We start from the raw sequence: 16,958 nt of genomic DNA on the forward strand, positions 1-16,958 counted from the left end.
CTTGCTTTTTTATTGTCTGAAATTTCTCTTGTTAAAAATGAGTCAGTAAAACAAAGATGAAAAAAAGCCCGAATATACGGGCAAATTTTGAAATGCGGATTCGAATCAATCGAATTAAATCATTTATTTCAAATCGTTCGAATAAATTATAGAGAAGATTATGCCTTTAAATGATCTTCAAACTCTTCACCGAGCTGCATGGCCAAAGCATTACCAGATAAGTCTACAGTCACTAGACCATATTCTTTTTTAAAACTGAATGTAAATCCACGATTATCTGCCAGTGTACGAACAGAATATCCTAACTTTTCTAACCAAAGACGGAAGGCAACTAAATTTTTTGCTTTAACCACTTTTTTCACGAGCGAACTCCTTATCAATCATTAAAATATTAAATAGGGGTCTCAAAATATTTTTTAAAGGGGAAATGGAAAACTTTTATTTAAAATATGAAATTTTGATGGATAAATAAACAGATTATCGGCTTGTAAACTGTATAAACTCATTTAACTTGCTGTTTTATAAAGAGCTAAACTTAATGTAAGTAAATATAACGTATTTTAAAAATTAGGTTTTTGGCAGTTGGATTAAAATATATCCTATGTGCATAGAGAAGCTGTGCGCAAAATAAACGATTGCTTGGCTTAGAATGCACAGCTATTTGGGCATGCAGTTGTGGATTGCAAATAACAGCTTGTTCAAAGCCTAATTCGCTGGATAGGTGAGCTTGCAATGCTATTTCTCATCAAGATTTATCGAAAAGCTTTTATACTATGATCTATTGGTATAAGTAGATTGAACGCATGCAGAACATTGAGCACGCTGTAAAAGCAAAAATTGAACAGATGCAACAAGTGGGACAGACGCCTGTTGCAGTGATGCTTGGACATGAAGATTGGTTGGTCTTTTCGGAGCAATCCAAAGTGGCATATACACCATTTGGTAGTGCACGACGTTATCAGCCGGCATTAGGTGGTTTATTGATGGTACGTATCGATGAAATGCAAGCCGTTCGAGTTGTAACACAAGCTGAATTGGATGAATTTGCTGCCACCAATCAAATTTTATAAATATAAAATGATGAATCGGCCCGAAATATTCATCACAAATAAAAACAGTATATTTGTGATGAAATCTTAAATTCATTAAACTCTCAATCCAATTAAAAATTGTCTTTAAGTTCTCTTAAGCGTTGAAATGCTTCAACACTTTCTGCGCGTAAAAATGGATTGGTTTCTAGTTCTAATTCAATGCTGCTTGGTAAAGTACATTGCCCGAGCATGCGTAGGGATTCAACCTCATCAAACCGCTGTTGTATGGCAAGGTTGTCAGGTTCAACATGCCGCGCAAACTGCGCATTCGATAGGGTGTATTCGTGAGTACAATACACTTGAGTTTCAGCAGGGAATGCGGCTATACGGTTCAATGAATCGTACATTTGTTGAAAGGTGCCTTCAAAAACACGTCCACAGCCCATAGCAAATAATACATCGCCACAGAAAAGCGTATGAATGTCATCGATAAAATATACGATATGACCGAGGGTGTGGCCGGGCGTTGCTGTTATTTCAACTTCAAGCCCATGAAATTCAAAACGGTCATTATGATCGAGAGGATAATTCACCCATGGAATACGGCTTAATTCTGTACGGGGACCGTAAACGGCAATGTTTTTATCCTGAATAAGTTCCGGTACGCCACCGACGTGATCTTTATGCCAATGCGTTAACCAAATTTGTGTAAGATTGAGTTGATGTTCCTGACAATAGCGCTCGACTAAGGCAGCTTCAGTAGGATCTACCACAATGACATCATGGCTTTCGGTGTGTTCAAGCAGCCAAATATAATTTTGCAGTGAATTTTTGACATCCAATGTATGTATTTTAAACGCCATATCCATTCATTCAATATTTAAAATTAAGTTAAAGTTAGCATGAAAATGCTCAAAACGGATGATTATCCATTTTTAGCCCTAGATAAACGACATATCTCACAGCGCTATTTTAGTCTGATGCCTCGTCTACAGATACAGGATTACCAATGGTATAAAAGTGCCCGCCAGCAACATGGTGTAGGCTTTTCCATTCATCTTCTACTTCATGATAATACCAATGTCCGTTACGGAAGACGCGGTCATCAGCATAGGCAGCAATGACTTCGCCAATAAACAGATCGTGCGCTTGTTGATTGTGCGGCTCAGGAATAAGTTTGCACAGTAGCCAAGCAGCACAACCTTCAACTACAGGAATATCTGAGGCATTAAATTGAAATAATTCCACGCCACATTGGCGTAATTTTTCTGGCGCATCACGTTGGCTCATCATGCCAAGTGCATAGACCAGTTTGAGTTGTTTTAGTGTCGGAACTTGTAAGGCGAAATAGCCTGAATTCTCAATAATCTCTCGTGTTTTAGTTGATTTATCCAGTACTACCGTCACTTTTGCAGGGTTGAACTCTAAGGCGCATGCCCATGCAGCAGTCATCACACCAGTATGGGTTTGATCCTGAGCAGAGACGAGCACAGTCGGCCCATGATTTAAAAGTCGGTATGATTTTTCTAAAGGAACGGGGTGAATATGCGTTTTCAAAATTGTGCCTATATTTAAGTTCATCTAAAACTTAGATGTTTTATTAAAAAGTGTTGCTACATAGCATATAACGCATGAAATATTTTCAAAAGCCTTTAATATAAATCACTAAATCAGGAGTTCTATCAATGAAAATGTATCAAGTGGACGCATTTACCCAAGTGTTATTTAAAGGCAACCCAGCGGCGGTTTTGGTGTTGGATGAATGGTTAGATGAACACTTGATGCAACAGATTGCTTTGGAAAATAATCTGTCTGAAACTGCATTTGTGAAAAAAATTGACAGCAGTAATTATGAAATTCGTTGGTTTACACCGACCACTGAAGTGGACTTTTGTGGACATGCGACATTGGCCAGTAGTTATGTGCTTTTTGAGTTTTATACTGCAGAAAAAAACATCCAATTTCATGTCAAAAATCTCGGTATTTTTAGTGTAAATAAAGCTGAAGATGGAAAAGTTCTGATGAATTTCCCTGTGCGTCGGGCACAGGTCGTGAGTGAATATCCTGAAGAGCTACGTCTAGGGTTGAGTCAACCTTTTAAGCAGGTTTATCAGAATGCGCAGGCGTATATCGTAGAATATGAAACGGCTCAACAGGTCTTGGATGAACAACCGAATTTTGAAATTTTAAAACGTCTTGGCAAAATCCGCACCGCCATCACAGCGCCGGGTACGATCACTGATGTTGCAATCACTGCGGCAGCCCAGCAATATGACTGTATTTCACGCTATTTTGCACCGGGTAATGGCATCAATGAAGATCCTGTTACGGGTTCTATTCATACTGGAATCGTGCCTATTTGGGCAGAACGTCTACAAAGACGTCAGATCTTGGCATATCAAGCATCAAGCCGTGGTGGTGAGTTACATTGTCAAATGCTCGAAAATGACCGGATAGAAATCTCAGGCTATGCGTGTTTATATATGCAGTCGGACATTTATATCTGAACATAAATCAAATACATGCTGTCTCATTCTGCAGCATGTATATAATAAAAAGTAACTATTAATCCAGAAAAGCTCAGCATAAAATCAAAACCAATCTGATCGACAGCACTACGCTGATCGATGCTAAATATAAAGGACACTTGAATTACATGCGTATTAAACATTTAACGCTTTCACTTTTTTTTGCAGGTTTAAGTACCAGCCTATTTGCTCAACCTGTATTGGTTAAAACTGAACAAACCATTGAAGAATATAAATTAGATAACGGTTTTCGTGTGGTTTTGGCGCAAAACGATAAAGAAAGCAAAGTGTTTATGAATACGGTGTATTTCACGGGTTCTTTAAATGACCCTGCGGGCAAAGGTGGTTTGGCACATTTGCTCGAACATTTGGCCTTTAAAGGCACTGAAAATGTCAAGGGTGATGAATTTCAGCGTCGCTTAGACCAATTCACGCTGATGACCAATGCCAGTACGGATTATTATTCAACGAAATACACCAATGTGATTCGTCCTGAACAAAGTTCAATCGATCAAGTTTTGCATTTGGAAGCAGAACGGATGGATAAATTGGTACTTCAGGAAAAATTTGTACCGACAGAAATTGATATCGTTAAGCGTGAACGTGAAATTCGTTTAGATCAGCCATTTTCAGTGTTAATCGACCAAGTTTTAAAAGAAGCCTATGGCAATCAATCTTTAGGCCGCTTACCGATAGGTGATTTGAAAGAACTTCAATCCATCAATATGAACGAATTAAACCAGTTCTATCGCCGTTGGTATGCGCCAAATAATGCAGTGATGGTGATTTCTGGTAAGTTTGATAAAGCGGCTGTATTAAAACAAATTGATCAACAATTTAGCCCAATTGCCGCACGCCAAATTCCTGAACAGGCCAAAGTCCCTAAATTAGATGGAACGAAATTAAAGCAACGCGAATTTACCGTTCATAAGGGCAGTGACTTTGGTAAATTTAATATTTATTTAAATGGTGCAGTCGAACCGATTAAAACCGCTTTGGCGGTATCTCCAACTTTGTATACCTTACAGCCAAGTGGGCATTTGTATCAAAGCATGGTGGAAACAGGGATAGCAACCGCAGTTCAATCCACCACATGGTTAGATAAAGATTTTAATTTGGTGTTTATGGGGGCGATATATGGCCCAAGTCATGATGCTAACAAAGTGGCAACCAGTCTGGCACAAGGTGTAGAGCAGAATAAAGCCTTTAATGACGTCGAGCTAAACCGTGTTAAAAGCCTGACTCGAAATATGGCTGACAATGTCAAAAATAGCGCAACAGCACTTGGCGAGCGTCTTAGTTCTTATACTGTGGCTTATAACGGGGACTGGTCTCAATATTTCCGAGACTTAGATAAAGTACAAAAGCTGAGTGTAAGCGACGTGAATCAAGTGTATAAGGATTTTCTAAAGCCTGAATACCGTGTCACAGGAAATATTCTACCAACACCTGAAGACCAGAAGAAAGCACAGCAACAGGCTGCGTCGAAACCTGCTGAAACTTTAGATCAGCAAGCGCCTGCAGAAGAGCCGTTGAAAGATGCGAGTGTTTATCGTGCTGAAGTGAAGCAATATGTTGCAGAGTCTAAGCAATATTTAAATCAGAAAGAAAAGCAGATTCAGCGCGCTAAATTTAAAAACGGCATTCAGTATGCGTTGTTTCCAACTAAAACACGTGACGACAAGACCTATGCTACGATTGCATTGGATTTTGGTACAGCGCAAAGCTTAATGAATAAAGGTGAGTTGCTAGATTTGACAGCTTATCTCATGTTCCGTGCATCTAAAGATCAAAATTTACAGCAAATTGCCGATAAAATTATTGATGTTGGTGGTGGTGCAACGGTCAGTGCAAATGATAATGGCCTCATAATTCAAGTGGTTGCACGTAAAGAAAAGTTTGCTGAATTTTTGCAATATGTCATTGATGTTATTAAAGCGCCAGCATTTGAACAATCCCAATTTGATTTAATCAAAGCGCAAAGTTTGTCGAGTTTGGATCGACCTTATACAGAGCCGGATACCGTTGCTGCAATGACTCTGTCGCGTATTGTCGAGATCTATCAGCCGGGGGATATTCGTTATCACTTCGAACCTGAACTTGCGAAAAAACAAATTGAGTCAGCTACACGTGATCAAGTGCAGCAGTTACATCAAAAATTCTTTAAAACACAGCATGCACAAATTGCGGTAACAGGTGATTTTGATACCAAGCAAATAGAAAAAATTCTGAAAAAAGAATTTGCAGATTGGAAAACCAGTGAGCCATATCAACGCTTAGAGTCTACATTTACAGCGTATCCTGCACAGAAAGTGCATGCATTGTCTGAACAGCGTGAGTTTGGTAGTTACCAAGCCATTATGACTCTACCTGTAGGTGTAGAGCATAGCGATTCTCCTGCACTACAAGTATTACGCCACATACTCGGTGATTCACAATTGTCTTCACGTCTAGCCCAAGAGTTACGTGAAAAGAATGCACTGGTTTATGGTTTTAGTGCTGACATTAATTTTGATGAATGGGTGAATTCAGGTGTACTGAGTATTGATGCAAACTACACTGCGGGTAAATCAGCACAAGTTTCTCAGTCTGTTCATAAAGTGTTGCAAAACTTATTGAAAAATGGCGTGACGGAACAGGAAGTAGAAGCAGCCAAAGCCAGTATTTTGAAAAAGCGTTTAACTGCACTTGAAGATGACCGTCGCATTCATAGTATGTTGATTCCACAGTTAGAAAAAGGTCGTGATTTAAACTATCGTGAAAAGCGTGATCAACACATTGCTAGTTTGACCAAAGCGGATGTTAATGCTGTCATCAAAAAATATATTCAACCTGAACATTTGGTTGAGGTGATGGCTGACCAATATGGTCAAGCTGTAAAATCTATTCAAAAATAAAATTAATAAAAAAAATCCTCCATCTGGAGGATTTTTTTGAGCTGCATTGTATGACTTGATTGTAAGATTATCTTAACGAACTTATAGGCGGTAGAACTGACGGGCATTTTGTTGGAATACTAAAGTCAGTGCATCATGATCATAACTCGCGACCGCATCTGAAAATGCGTCAATAATATTCACCAAGGATGCACTCACACTATCCATCGGGAAGTTAGAGCCAAACATCACACGGTATTTCCCAAAGCATTGTAGAGCATGAGAAATAAGCGGAAAGGCGCAATCGAAAATCTCTTGTTTGGATGCAAGGCGTTGTTCTTTATGAAACTGATGACCCAGCACCGGCATGAATAATCCAGACATTTTGGTATAAACATTTGGGCAACTTGCCAGTTCAGCTAAATCATCTTTCCAACGAAACAAGATATTGTCACGTGAAGTTTGGGTTAAGCCTGTATGTGAGCCGACAGGTCCAAAGGCACCGACAGGTGTCCCAAAATGGTCCAGCACGATAGATGTTTCAGGGAAAGCACGTGCTAAAGCGGTTAAATCACGAATTTGGTCTGAATAAACCCATGCATCAAAACTTAAATTCATTTGAGCAAGAGCTTCAAAACCTTTCATAAATTTTTTATTGGTATAGAGATGGGGCTCATTGGTCCATGCATGAACTTTTGGGTCTTCATGTACAGCTGCCATTTTTCGTATGCCACGAAAATGTGGGGAGGCTTGTTTATGCATTTTAAGAATTTTCTTAAAACTACTGTCACATGGGTCTGCAGTGCCGACTATGGCGCCAAGTTTAATTTTTTGAGCGTTAAAGTCTAAGGATTCAATGAACTTGGTTTCACCAACTACCCCTTTACCTTTATGGTCATGCCAGCTCGCTTCTACATGTACGATTTGATCGACCTGATAATGTCCTGCATCTTGCTTATAATTTTCAGGCAAATACGGTGTCGTCACATGTTTGGTCAATCCAACAGTGTCAATTAACTCTTGCGGCTTAACTAAGCGCATCATTTTGTCGAGCAAGTAGGGATGTTTACCCAATAATTTCACGGCAAGTGAAGCGGCATGTGGGGTATTGTATGGATCCCATTGATGTATATGTGAATCCACGATGGCAAAATCGAGCGTCTGCATTGCTATCCTTGTCCTTAAAACCATGTCCATTTCTTGCGTATTTCATTGTATTTTCGAATACGCGAGGCACTGAAAATAGCATGAATGATGAAAATACAACGTTATGACTAAATATTAAATCAAAGCTTTGTGAAAGAGAAGTTGTATAAAAAAAGCCCCGAAGGGCTTTTGATTAATGCTGATGATCGTGGTCGTGATCATGCTTGTTTGCATGGAATTCTTCGTTATGACGGAAGCGAAGATAGTTTTCAAACTGTTCGCAATATTCATCATAATTATCTTCAAGCATCATTTGAAATTGTTGAAGAATATAAGACATTACTTGATCTTTGGCATCACGCATTTCTTTGCCATCTTTGAAGCCATTTGCAGCAACCCAAGTATTAAAGCGAGCAGTACCAAATAACATGGCAGCACTCACTTGACCGCGCATTTCTGCAGGTTTAACTTGAGAACCTTTTTCAACACGACAAAATTCATTGGCTTGTTTAATAAATTCATCCGCACGTTCAAAGAAAGCTGCATTCAACGCTTCTTCTTCGGTTACATCAGTAGCTTCAATCTTTTGAACCATGAATGTGTCCTAGCATAAAAATCTAATGCAGTATTATAGGCAAAGCCTTGCAGAAACTAAACCTTTGACTTAATCTAAAAAAATAGCCTAAGTAAAGTGGAATACCCCATGCAAGATGCAATCGCAGTGCAAAGTCTGAAAAGTGATATTGCATTACTTCGACAAAATGTTTGGCCGCCCTCAACCTTAGCCAATGTAGAAGGGCTGCCCATTTATTATGGTACAGCGTCTGAAGTAGCCGAATATTATGCGCAGTGGACTGGCTTAATTGAACGTGCTCAGGACTTATTTCAGCCCTTTATGGAAGATGAAGTCCTCGATGCAGTCCATTTGCCGAGTCATTTGAATCTGCCGCTTTTTTATTTTCACGTGGATCGTATTCGAATCAACAAAACACGCGCGAAAGAATCTAAAACCTTTCGTGGTATTGCCAGCTTAGTTGAAAAATGTGGGCAATTTGAAGCAGATCAAATTCAAGCGATGCGGCTATGGCTAGACAGCGATGATACGGCAGCTTTGGTCGCACACCGTGAATTTATTGACCTCAGAACCTATGTATTTCAACATGGACAAAGTGAATACACCCGTACCCGTTTTTATGTGAATGGCATTGTACTCAGTGTCGAAAACGACTTTAAATTGGTGGATGCCCGTGACAAACCACGTAAAGCCCGTAGTGATAGCTATAGCGACCCTTTAGCCGATAACAATACGTGGAAAATCTTTGGGAAATATCGTTAATCAAATGTATTGACGATATCACTTAGAGCGTGGACTTAGTTCGCTGTACAAGGAAGCTTCGGGTTATTTAATCCACGCCCTAATGTGAAAATAGCCACTATGGCGAAGGCGACAAAGATCATCACCGAATACAATAAGGTATTGGCATTAAAATGATCGACAATATAGCCGCCAAACAGAGAGCCACACGCGATCATGAGTTGGAAAATACCAATAAACAGCGGCATGCCTTTTTCAACTGCTTCAGGGGCATGTACAAACATCCAGATATTGGCCGTTGTAGGAAATGCCCCAAAAGCGAAACCCCATAATGCGGTTAAAAGATATGCACCGAATAGGTGAACTGCAAAGTGTGGAAAGCTAAAAAATACCACGATAAAACTGAATGCAACAAAAGCAAGGGTATAGCGGACATTGATGTTGCTGCCATAACCTGCAAATAAATTACCAAAGAAACCTGCGATGCCGTAGATCAATAATAATGAACTGATGGTGGTCGCATCAAAGCCTGCATGATTCTTAAAAAATGGGGCGAGATAGCTATAAGACGAAAAATGAGCAAAACCAATTAATAAAATAATAATCAGTCCTTTACGTGCTTTATCATGTTGAATCAGTGCAGGTAAATCACTAAATCGAATAGCCGATGTCGGTGGAAGTTTTGGGAGAAATTTGATTTCTAAAACTAAAATGATGATGCCAATCGCTGCAATGATTTGAAACGCACTACGCCAACCTAACCAGTCACTCAGCCATGTACCTAATGGAACACCTAAAACCGTCGCTAAGGTAACTCCTGCCATGACGATCGCAGTGGCTTTGGCAATGGCGAGATGACTGGGTGCGACACGTCCACTCAAGGCTATGGCTGTTGCCCAAAATCCACCGATAGCAATACCCAATAGAAAACGGCTAAACAACAACAGCGCAAAGCTTTCTGCGAAGCCAGTTATAAAATTAGAAATGACCATAATCACGGTTAAGGCAATCAGTAAGATACGACGGTCAAGTTGCTTCACAGCAACAGAAAGCAGGGGCGCTGCGATCGCACCCATAATGCCAGGGAGGCTAATCACCCAACCTTCGGTACCGGTACCTACACTAATATTTAAATCTTGAGCAATGGCATTTAACACGCCAATGGGTAAAAACTCACTGGTGACAAGGGCGAAAGCTGTAATGGCAACCGTGAGGATTGCAAACCAATTCCCTTGATTGGGAGAAGATTCATCAGGCTGCTGCGTCAACTGTTTATCTGGTTTTAAAGCTGTAGCATGCGGATTCATAGCGTTACACCTTAATTATTTAATTTAATAGTGACTGTTATAAAAATAAATTATTTGATTAAATTGTGAGCGCCAATTATTTTATTAGTGAACGTTATAAAATATAAATGTTAGCTTATGATGAATGATTCAAAGCAAGAAAATCAGCACGCTAATCCAGCCGATTCGGTCAAGAAGCGTGGACGACCTAAATGTTTTAATGAACAGCAAGCCTTGGAAAAGGCGATGATGTTGTTTTGGCAATTTGGCTATGAAGGAACGTCCATCAGTGATTTAACTCAAGCTTTGAATATCACCGCACCTAGTCTATATGGCACATTTGGCGACAAAACGGCGCTTTTTGAAAAATGTATTGAATACTATAGTGAACACGAAGTTCAGCCTGCAGAAAAAATTCTACAAGCAGGTCAAACGGCTAAAATTGCGATGGAGCTCTACCTGTACGACAGTATTCAGCATTTGGTGCAAACTAATAAACCTAAAGGTTGTATGGTGGTAGTGGCCACGATGAATTGTTCACAGCAAAATCAAACCATACAAGAACAGCTCAAACAACGACGTGCCTATACCAAAACAAAAATTATGGATCGGCTCGCTATAGGTGTGCACAATGCGGAAATTGAAAGTTTGGCTCATGCAGAGCAATTGACTGATTTTTATATGACCTTATTACAAGGAATGACCATACAAGCGCGTGATGGCATGGGCTTGATACAATTACAGCGCATGGTGAGTAATGCAATGAGATCATGGGAGTTATTAGCACAAGGTCAAATCAGTATGGATTATGAATTAAACCCCCAATAGCAGCGTAGCCTTAAGGCAATTTTCTTAGTTTTTTTGAATGACTGTTATGCAAATACTATTTTGATGTTTATTTGCAGGGATGAATTTTAATGTCACCCAATTCCATCACACTTATATAACCATCAACCGCAATTAAATTGTCACTTTGACTCGATAGAGTTAGACATTCTCCAGACTTGACGCTTGACAGTAACTGACCTTGTTGCGGATTCAAGTTCATACTGTAAATACTTAGTATGCCAGCATTGGTTTTGATTTGGTAAGACTCATCACCATAGTCCTCATTATTATTGCGCAGGACTTTAAAGGTTCTTCGTGTCTGATCAAAGTTTTGAGTTGGAGAAAGCGGCTTTTCGACTTGTAAGGATGCCGTGCGCCTTAATTCGGTGCTTTGCACAGGCTTATGTTGTTCACTACAAGCACTTAGTAATGGGAAAAAGATAAAAATAAGTGAAAATGTAAATAGTGGATGAATTGCAGGTATGTGAATTTTCAACATAAAACCATCCTGAATCTAATTTTTCAGATAGCTTATTTTAAAAGTTTTTACTCAAAAAACAAAAATAATAGCTTCTCAAAATATTTCAATGTAACTGAGTCAAACTAAGGAAGTGATGAATTGAAAATAGCCGAATTCGAATCTGAATGTCCAATAAATGAATATCTATATAATAATGTGGGACGCAAATAAAAAGGGAGACTCATTGAATCTCCCTTAGTTTTATTTAATGAGTTTTCGACTGACAAGGAATTGTTCTGTCGCTTCTAAAAGTTTATCTGCATAAACTTCTTGCTTTGCAGTCAACCAACCGAGAACAAACCAATCGCTAGCTTCCAGCTCTGTTTGCTGAATATATTGTGCAGAAGAGGAAAGGACTTGGTATTCCTGTGCCGCAACTTGTGCATCATTGAGTGCTTTACTGTATTTCTGCAAATTTTTTACATCATAAATAGACGTCAAAATTGGGAAGCTAAATTTAAGCTCTTGTATGCGTTGAGAAAGCACGTCTAAGCTTTCAAAATTGTTAATGTCGGCATCATTTAAAGCCTCTTGGAGGGCTTTATATTGGTTTTGCAGGGTTGTTTGAGCATACCATTTAAAATCATGTTGCTGCGGCGCATCATCGAATTTCAAACTAAACATTAAAAGCTCAAGATAATGATGTACATTTTGAGTCGATTTAACCAAATTGCCTAACTTCTCTTTGGCATACAAAATATCTTTGGTTAAATTTTCTGAAGTCGTTGGGTTTTGTAAAAAGCCACCCAAGGTATTTTGCATGTGTTCAAAATGGTGTAATTGTTCAAATTGCTGCTTAAATGCGCCTAATTGCACAGCCCATTTTTCAACGATATCACTGTTCCAATCTTTAAACAGCGAAATGGTTAATTGTAAATGATGGAGTGCTTTCTGAGCTTGTATAATGTGCTCCGCCTGAGCAACGCCTGCAGAAATTGCGGCAATATTAGGCAGAAGGTGCTGCATTTCCTGTGCAATTAAAAGTCGTAAGTTTTTTGCGGCAGTATCTTTTTTACTGAGTTGAAATTCTTTAGCCTCAACTGCTGGACTCACAGTTTGATTAAACGCCAGCAAATTCCCGATTTCCGCTTTACTGCGGACATCTAACCATAAATGATACTTTTTAACCCATTCGAAACTAAAGGCAAGGAGTGATTGAATAGAGCCACTTTTAAGCTCAAATTCAACTTCATGAACTTCTGTTTCTGTGCTGTTGCTACGGATACAGCCGACATCTAAGCAAACTTCGATCTTGGCATCTTCAAACTCTATGACGCGATAAGTTCTGAGTATGTCTGTTTCAAACTGAAGTTGTAACGAATCCTGCTGATCGCCTAAAGTGGTTTTTAAAACTGACTGAACTTCAGCTTCATTGCTATAAACAGCTAAATCTAGGGCAGGGGCTTGTTCATGCTCGCCCAAATCTAAGTTATGTTCAAACCGTTCAATGTGACTTTTACCTGCAGCTTTCAGGGTTTGAATCCAGCGCGTTCCTTCTAAACGTTGACGCAAAGCTGCATGCTGCTGTGCCATTTTTCGATCTGGGGTATCAAAATATTTAGCTTTAAGTTGAATTTGTTCCGATTTTTTTGGATCGAGTGCCTTTAATAATGCAGTTCGACGTGCTTCTGGAATCTGGAACTTTAATTCAACTTCAACCATGGTTTTCTGTCCTGATGTTACAACTTCATGATCTGGCATGAAGCGATCTTTAAATTTTTATAAAAATGAAAAACTAAAATGTGCGTAAATTTTCTATCAGCTAAACGCGTTTCGATTGTAGCGAAAAACAGTTGAGAAGTAAGACTTGACGGATTTGAAAACTCTGCTTTTGGACTAAGAATAGTTTTAAAAGATGGATATTCCATCAATTGTATAATTCACAATAGTTCAATTTTCATTGGAACAAAATAAAATTTTACGCCTTTAAAGTGGGCGAGTTTTGAGCTATGTTGATTAAAATAAGTTCAGGATGAGCACAAAATGAATTCACAAGTACAACCCGAGTTTAATCGAGATTTAAAGCCCGAATTTCAGTTGCCTATTCGTGACTACTCGCAATTTTATCGATTTTATTTGACTGAACATCGAAATATCATGAGCCGACGTTTACATGCCACAGGCAGCAGTATAGGACTCTATTTCTTTGCAAAAGCAATTTTAAAAAGACAACCGAAGTATTTTGCTTATGGCCTGGTTTCAGGCTATGCCTGTGCATGGGTCGGACATTTTTTCTTTGAAAAAAATAAGCCAGCTAGTTTCAAGCAACCTTTGTACAGTTTTATTTCCGATTGGCGCATGCTGTCTGATATTGTGAAGGGGAACTTAAGCTTAAAACACCGTAATTTAGATAAGATTGATAGTTAATTGTTTATTAATCAAACGCTTAATTTTTATGGATATGGGTGTGATTTTTTTGAGTAAATGACTTGCAAAATTAGAGTGATTAGTCTAATAATGTTCATATTGTTTATTTAATTCTTATCTAAAACATGAATAGTCGATAAACCCCAGTTTTCCGAGCCTAGAGTGACCTTCTCTAGGCTTTTTTTATGGCCTTAGAAAAGTCTATTGTTTGAAATATATAACAATAAAAACTTTTATAAAATAGGCTAGACTTTTTGATGCTCTGAACGCTCCCCAAAACGTTTCTTACCAAGCACCAAAAAGTCTAATAGGTTACAAATTTTTATTTTTATAAAAGTGTTGTGTTTTTATGCGCTGCGTTTTGAGTTCTTCTGGTGCACTATTAAATAATTTGTATCAGTTTTGTTCTATACCTGAAAATAGGTATTTTTTGCCATTTTCTACAGAAAATTTAATTAAACATTTATATAAGTAGTCCTGTGAAAAGGAATATAACTTTCTCAGCAGCAAAGCATTAAAATTTTATGCCCCAAGCAACATTTCACAGACCTAATCGTTATAATATTCAAAAGTTTTAAGTTGTGATTGAACTATGCGTGGTTTATACCTCATTACCAATGATGATCCTATCGAATTGCTTTTAGCCAAGCTTGAAGGCGCGATGGCAACTTATGAAGTTGCTGTTTTGCAATATCGTCGTAAAAAAGTGGCAAAGGAAGATCAGGCTTATGAAATTGAATACATGAAAAATATGTGTAATCAGTACAAAGTGCCTTTTGTCATTAATGATGATCTCGAAACTGCAGTTCAGTATGGTGTGGGTGTCCATTTAGGGCAAGATGACGGTTCAATTGCTGAAGCTGTAGCACGCTTACCTAAAAATGTTTTGATCGGTCGAAGCTGCAATAACTCTTTAGAACTGGCTGAGCAGGCAATTGCAGACGGTGCAAACTATGTGGCTTTTGGTGCCATTTTTGCAACTGAAACTAAGCCTGAAGCAGGCAATATTGGCTTAGAAACGCTAAAACAAGCCAAAGCGAAACTAAATGTACCTATTTGTGCAATTGGTGGTTTAACTGTAGAAAATTCAGCAGAAGTCATTGAAGCAGGTGCTGATCTTTGTGCTGTGATTAGTGATGTATTAGGTCGTTCAATGTCTGCTGTCAGCAGTCGTGTTTATGAATGGTCTGAGCTTTTTGCTGAACAAGCTTAATTTTATTTTTTAGATTGAATAAGTAGAGAATTTTTATGAGCTTATCTGCTAAGCAAGAACAATTATTTAAACAAGCCAGCAAGCATATTCCTGGCGGCGTAAACTCTCCTGTACGTGCATTTAATGGTGTAGGTGGAACTCCGGTATTTATTGAAAAAGCGCAAGGCGCATATCTCTATGACGTAGACGGAAAACGCTATGTCGACTATGTCGGCTCTTGGGGCCCAATGATTTTAGGTCATGCTCAGCCCGACATTATCAAAGCAGTTCAAGACGCGGCTGTTGATGGTTTGAGTTTTGGTGCGCCAACTGTACATGAAACGACTTTGGCGGATATTATTTGCGAAATTATGCCGTCTATTGAATTGGTTCGTATGACCAACTCAGGGACTGAAGCAACGATGACTGCCATCCGTCTTGCTCGTGGCTACACCGGCCGTGACAAGATTGTAAAATTCGAAGGCTGCTACCATGGCCATTCAGATTCGCTTTTAGTGAAAGCGGGTTCTGGCCTACTTACTAAAGGTGAGGGTGAAGCGACTTCTGCAGGTGTTCCAGCTGATTTCGCCAAACACACTTTAACACTGCCGTATAACGATATTGCGATGCTTAAAGAATGCTTTTCAAAATTCGGTTCAGAAATTGCAGGTGTAATTGTCGAGCCAGTTGCAGGCAACATGAACTTGGTGAAACCGATTGACGGTTTCTTACAAGCGATCCGTAATGTATGTGATGAACATGGTTCTGTCTTCATCATTGACGAAGTAATGACAGGTTTCCGTGTCGGTCTTGGCGGTGCGCAAGCGCATTATGGCGTAACGCCTGACTTGACTACTTTAGGCAAGATCATTGGTGCTGGCCTGCCTGTGGGTGCATTTGGCGGCAAGCGTGAAGTGATGGAATGCATTGCACCTCTTGGCAAGGTTTATCAAGCAGGTACATTGTCTGGTAACCCATTGGCTATGCGTGCCGGTATTGAGATGTTTAGACATCTGCGTAAGCCGGGCTTCTATGAAACTTTGACTGAAAAATTGGCAGGTTTGCTTGCTGGTTTACAGGCAGCTGCAGACGAAGCGGGCATTCCGTTCTTTACCCAGCAAGTGGGCGGCATGTTCGGTATTTATTTCACTGATCAAACTGAAATTACTGGTTTTGATTCAATTTTGAAATGTGATGTAGATGCTTTCCGTACTTTCTTCCACGGCATGTTACAGCGCGGTGTAAACTTAGCGCCTTCAGCATTTGAAGCAGGTTTCTTCTCAAGCGCGCATAGCGATGAAGATATTGCATTTACCATTGAAATGGCGAAAGAAGTTTTTGCCGAAATGAAGTAATTTTCATTTAAAACAGTAAATTCTGCTTTAGAATAAAGCCCGCAGCCTGCTGTGGGCTTTTTTGTTGTTTTAAGTTCGGCTTTTTAAGAAAAGGATTTTTAAATGAAAACCAAGCATTATTTAACTTTGGCAGACGCAGAATTTTTACTAAACACAGCACATGCTTATGCAGTAGAAAATGGCTTTAATGTCAGCATTGCGGTAATGGATGAAACAGGCAATTTATTGGCAATGAAGCGTATGGATGGTGCATCGCCAATGACAGCAAATCTATGCTTAGAAAAAGCCAAATGTTCTGCGATTAGTCGCCGTCCTTCAAAATTATTTGAAGACATTATTAAAGGTGGCCAGATGGGGTTTTTGACTATGGATACCTTTTCGGGAATGTTGGAAGGTGGTGAGCCGATTTTGTACGAAGGGCAGTTGGTGGGTGCGATGGGCGTGTCTGGAGTAAAGTCTTTTCAGGATGCAGAAATTGCACAGCAGGCGATTGAGAAGTTTTTGGAACAGTAAA

Annotated in this window: 17 protein-coding genes; 9 read left to right on the forward strand and 8 right to left on the reverse strand. The window is 39.2% G+C overall.

Annotated features, from left to right (window positions below):
* Positions 1-158: 158 nt before the first annotated feature.
* Positions 159-362 carry a hypothetical protein gene (locus FTU34_RS03500; RefSeq protein ID WP_078188846.1) on the reverse strand — a complete coding sequence of 68 codons (204 nt, stop codon included), beginning with the start codon at positions 360-362 and terminating at the stop codon, positions 159-161.
* A gap of 441 nt (positions 363-803) precedes the next feature.
* On the opposite strand from FTU34_RS03500, the gene FTU34_RS03505 reads away from it, so the two are divergent.
* Positions 804-1,070, forward strand: coding sequence for a hypothetical protein (locus FTU34_RS03505; protein ID WP_249748755.1), 267 nt, complete (start codon positions 804-806; stop codon positions 1,068-1,070).
* A 92-nt stretch (positions 1,071-1,162) separates the two neighbouring features.
* On the opposite strand, the gene gloB is transcribed toward FTU34_RS03505, so the two are convergent.
* A complete protein-coding gene (gloB, locus tag FTU34_RS03510; RefSeq protein WP_180034731.1) occupies positions 1,163-1,894 on the reverse strand; it encodes a hydroxyacylglutathione hydrolase in 732 nt (243 codons plus the stop codon).
* Positions 1,895-2,003: 109 nt separating this feature from the next.
* A complete protein-coding gene (locus tag FTU34_RS03515) occupies positions 2,004-2,612 on the reverse strand; it encodes a flavin reductase family protein (RefSeq protein WP_180034732.1) in 609 nt (202 codons plus the stop codon).
* Between the two features lie 104 nt (positions 2,613-2,716).
* On the opposite strand from FTU34_RS03515, the gene FTU34_RS03520 reads away from it, so the two are divergent.
* Together FTU34_RS03520 and FTU34_RS03525 are read left to right on the forward strand one after the other, a co-directional pair.
* Positions 2,717-3,538 carry a PhzF family phenazine biosynthesis protein gene (locus FTU34_RS03520; protein WP_180034733.1) on the forward strand — a complete coding sequence of 274 codons (822 nt, stop codon included), beginning with the start codon at positions 2,717-2,719 and terminating at the stop codon, positions 3,536-3,538.
* Between the two features lie 149 nt (positions 3,539-3,687).
* Complete coding sequence (locus FTU34_RS03525; RefSeq protein WP_180034734.1) at positions 3,688-6,456, forward strand: pitrilysin family protein; 2,769 nt, start codon at positions 3,688-3,690, stop codon at positions 6,454-6,456.
* Between the two features lie 81 nt (positions 6,457-6,537).
* On the opposite strand, the gene FTU34_RS03530 is transcribed toward FTU34_RS03525, so the two are convergent.
* Both FTU34_RS03530 and FTU34_RS03535 read right to left on the reverse strand, forming a co-directional pair.
* Positions 6,538-7,602 (reverse strand): amidohydrolase, encoded by a 1,065-nt coding sequence (locus FTU34_RS03530; RefSeq protein ID WP_180034735.1) that lies wholly within the window; start codon positions 7,600-7,602, stop codon positions 6,538-6,540.
* A gap of 172 nt (positions 7,603-7,774) precedes the next feature.
* Positions 7,775-8,176 (reverse strand): DUF3144 domain-containing protein, encoded by a 402-nt coding sequence (locus FTU34_RS03535; protein WP_078188837.1) that lies wholly within the window; start codon positions 8,174-8,176, stop codon positions 7,775-7,777.
* A gap of 108 nt (positions 8,177-8,284) precedes the next feature.
* Here FTU34_RS03535 and FTU34_RS03540 point away from each other — a divergent pair, with 108 nt between their 5' ends.
* Positions 8,285-8,917, forward strand: coding sequence for a hypothetical protein (locus tag FTU34_RS03540; protein WP_180034736.1), 633 nt, complete (start codon positions 8,285-8,287; stop codon positions 8,915-8,917).
* A gap of 35 nt (positions 8,918-8,952) precedes the next feature.
* On the opposite strand, the gene FTU34_RS03545 is transcribed toward FTU34_RS03540, so the two are convergent.
* The gene (locus FTU34_RS03545; protein ID WP_180034737.1) at positions 8,953-10,203 is read right to left on the reverse strand and encodes an MFS transporter; all 1,251 of its coding nucleotides are present in this window, start codon (positions 10,201-10,203) and stop codon (positions 8,953-8,955) included.
* 117 nt (positions 10,204-10,320) lie between these two features.
* On the opposite strand from FTU34_RS03545, the gene FTU34_RS03550 reads away from it, so the two are divergent.
* On the forward strand, positions 10,321-11,010 hold the full coding sequence (locus FTU34_RS03550; protein WP_257226209.1) for a TetR/AcrR family transcriptional regulator: 690 nt from the start codon (positions 10,321-10,323) through the stop codon (positions 11,008-11,010).
* 67 nt (positions 11,011-11,077) lie between these two features.
* On the opposite strand, the gene FTU34_RS03555 is transcribed toward FTU34_RS03550, so the two are convergent.
* Positions 11,078-11,509: a hypothetical protein gene (locus tag FTU34_RS03555; RefSeq protein ID WP_180034738.1), complete on the reverse strand. Its 432-nt coding sequence runs from the start codon at positions 11,507-11,509 to the stop codon at positions 11,078-11,080.
* Positions 11,510-11,731: 222 nt separating this feature from the next.
* Positions 11,732-13,192 (reverse strand): inorganic triphosphatase, encoded by a 1,461-nt coding sequence (locus FTU34_RS03560; protein ID WP_180034847.1) that lies wholly within the window; start codon positions 13,190-13,192, stop codon positions 11,732-11,734.
* Positions 13,193-13,513: 321 nt separating this feature from the next.
* On the opposite strand from FTU34_RS03560, the gene FTU34_RS03565 reads away from it, so the two are divergent.
* The 4 genes from FTU34_RS03565 to FTU34_RS03580 all read left to right on the forward strand — a co-directional run bounded on the left by FTU34_RS03565 (position 13,514) and on the right by FTU34_RS03580 (position 16,957).
* Positions 13,514-13,897 carry a DUF962 domain-containing protein gene (locus tag FTU34_RS03565; RefSeq protein WP_180034739.1) on the forward strand — a complete coding sequence of 128 codons (384 nt, stop codon included), beginning with the start codon at positions 13,514-13,516 and terminating at the stop codon, positions 13,895-13,897.
* 592 nt (positions 13,898-14,489) lie between these two features.
* The gene (thiE, locus tag FTU34_RS03570) at positions 14,490-15,110 is read left to right on the forward strand and encodes a thiamine phosphate synthase (RefSeq protein ID WP_078188828.1); all 621 of its coding nucleotides are present in this window, start codon (positions 14,490-14,492) and stop codon (positions 15,108-15,110) included.
* 35 nt (positions 15,111-15,145) lie between these two features.
* Positions 15,146-16,444, forward strand: a complete 1,299-nt coding sequence (gene hemL, locus FTU34_RS03575) for a glutamate-1-semialdehyde 2,1-aminomutase (RefSeq protein WP_180034740.1) — start codon at positions 15,146-15,148, stop codon at positions 16,442-16,444.
* A gap of 102 nt (positions 16,445-16,546) precedes the next feature.
* Positions 16,547-16,957, forward strand: coding sequence for a heme-binding protein (locus tag FTU34_RS03580; RefSeq protein WP_180034741.1), 411 nt, complete (start codon positions 16,547-16,549; stop codon positions 16,955-16,957).
* Position 16,958: the final 1 nt, after the last annotated feature.

This window comes from Acinetobacter sp. YH12094 (assembly GCF_013419295.1).
In the GTDB taxonomy this organism is placed as follows: domain Bacteria; phylum Pseudomonadota; class Gammaproteobacteria; order Pseudomonadales; family Moraxellaceae; genus Acinetobacter; species Acinetobacter amyesii.

Coding starts and splice junctions, on each gene's coding strand:
- thiE (WP_078188828.1), top strand. CDS start 14,490: ATGCGTGGTTTATACCTCATTACCAATGATGATCCTATCGAATTGCTT.
- FTU34_RS03580 (WP_180034741.1), top strand. CDS start 16,547: ATGAAAACCAAGCATTATTTAACTTTGGCAGACGCAGAATTTTTACTA.
- FTU34_RS03555 (WP_180034738.1), bottom strand. CDS start 11,509: ATGTTGAAAATTCACATACCTGCAATTCATCCACTATTTACATTTTCA.
- FTU34_RS03560 (WP_180034847.1), bottom strand. CDS start 13,192: ATGGTTGAAGTTGAATTAAAGTTCCAGATTCCAGAAGCACGTCGAACT.
- FTU34_RS03525 (WP_180034734.1), top strand. CDS start 3,688: ATGCGTATTAAACATTTAACGCTTTCACTTTTTTTTGCAGGTTTAAGT.
- FTU34_RS03565 (WP_180034739.1), top strand. CDS start 13,514: ATGAATTCACAAGTACAACCCGAGTTTAATCGAGATTTAAAGCCCGAA.
- FTU34_RS03545 (WP_180034737.1), bottom strand. CDS start 10,203: ATGAATCCGCATGCTACAGCTTTAAAACCAGATAAACAGTTGACGCAG.
- FTU34_RS03520 (WP_180034733.1), top strand. CDS start 2,717: ATGAAAATGTATCAAGTGGACGCATTTACCCAAGTGTTATTTAAAGGC.
- FTU34_RS03540 (WP_180034736.1), top strand. CDS start 8,285: ATGCAAGATGCAATCGCAGTGCAAAGTCTGAAAAGTGATATTGCATTA.
- FTU34_RS03550 (WP_257226209.1), top strand. CDS start 10,321: ATGATGAATGATTCAAAGCAAGAAAATCAGCACGCTAATCCAGCCGAT.
- FTU34_RS03530 (WP_180034735.1), bottom strand. CDS start 7,602: ATGCAGACGCTCGATTTTGCCATCGTGGATTCACATATACATCAATGG.
- FTU34_RS03515 (WP_180034732.1), bottom strand. CDS start 2,612: ATGAACTTAAATATAGGCACAATTTTGAAAACGCATATTCACCCCGTT.
- hemL (WP_180034740.1), top strand. CDS start 15,146: ATGAGCTTATCTGCTAAGCAAGAACAATTATTTAAACAAGCCAGCAAG.
- gloB (WP_180034731.1), bottom strand. CDS start 1,894: ATGGCGTTTAAAATACATACATTGGATGTCAAAAATTCACTGCAAAAT.
- FTU34_RS03505 (WP_249748755.1), top strand. CDS start 804: ATGCAGAACATTGAGCACGCTGTAAAAGCAAAAATTGAACAGATGCAA.
- FTU34_RS03535 (WP_078188837.1), bottom strand. CDS start 8,176: ATGGTTCAAAAGATTGAAGCTACTGATGTAACCGAAGAAGAAGCGTTG.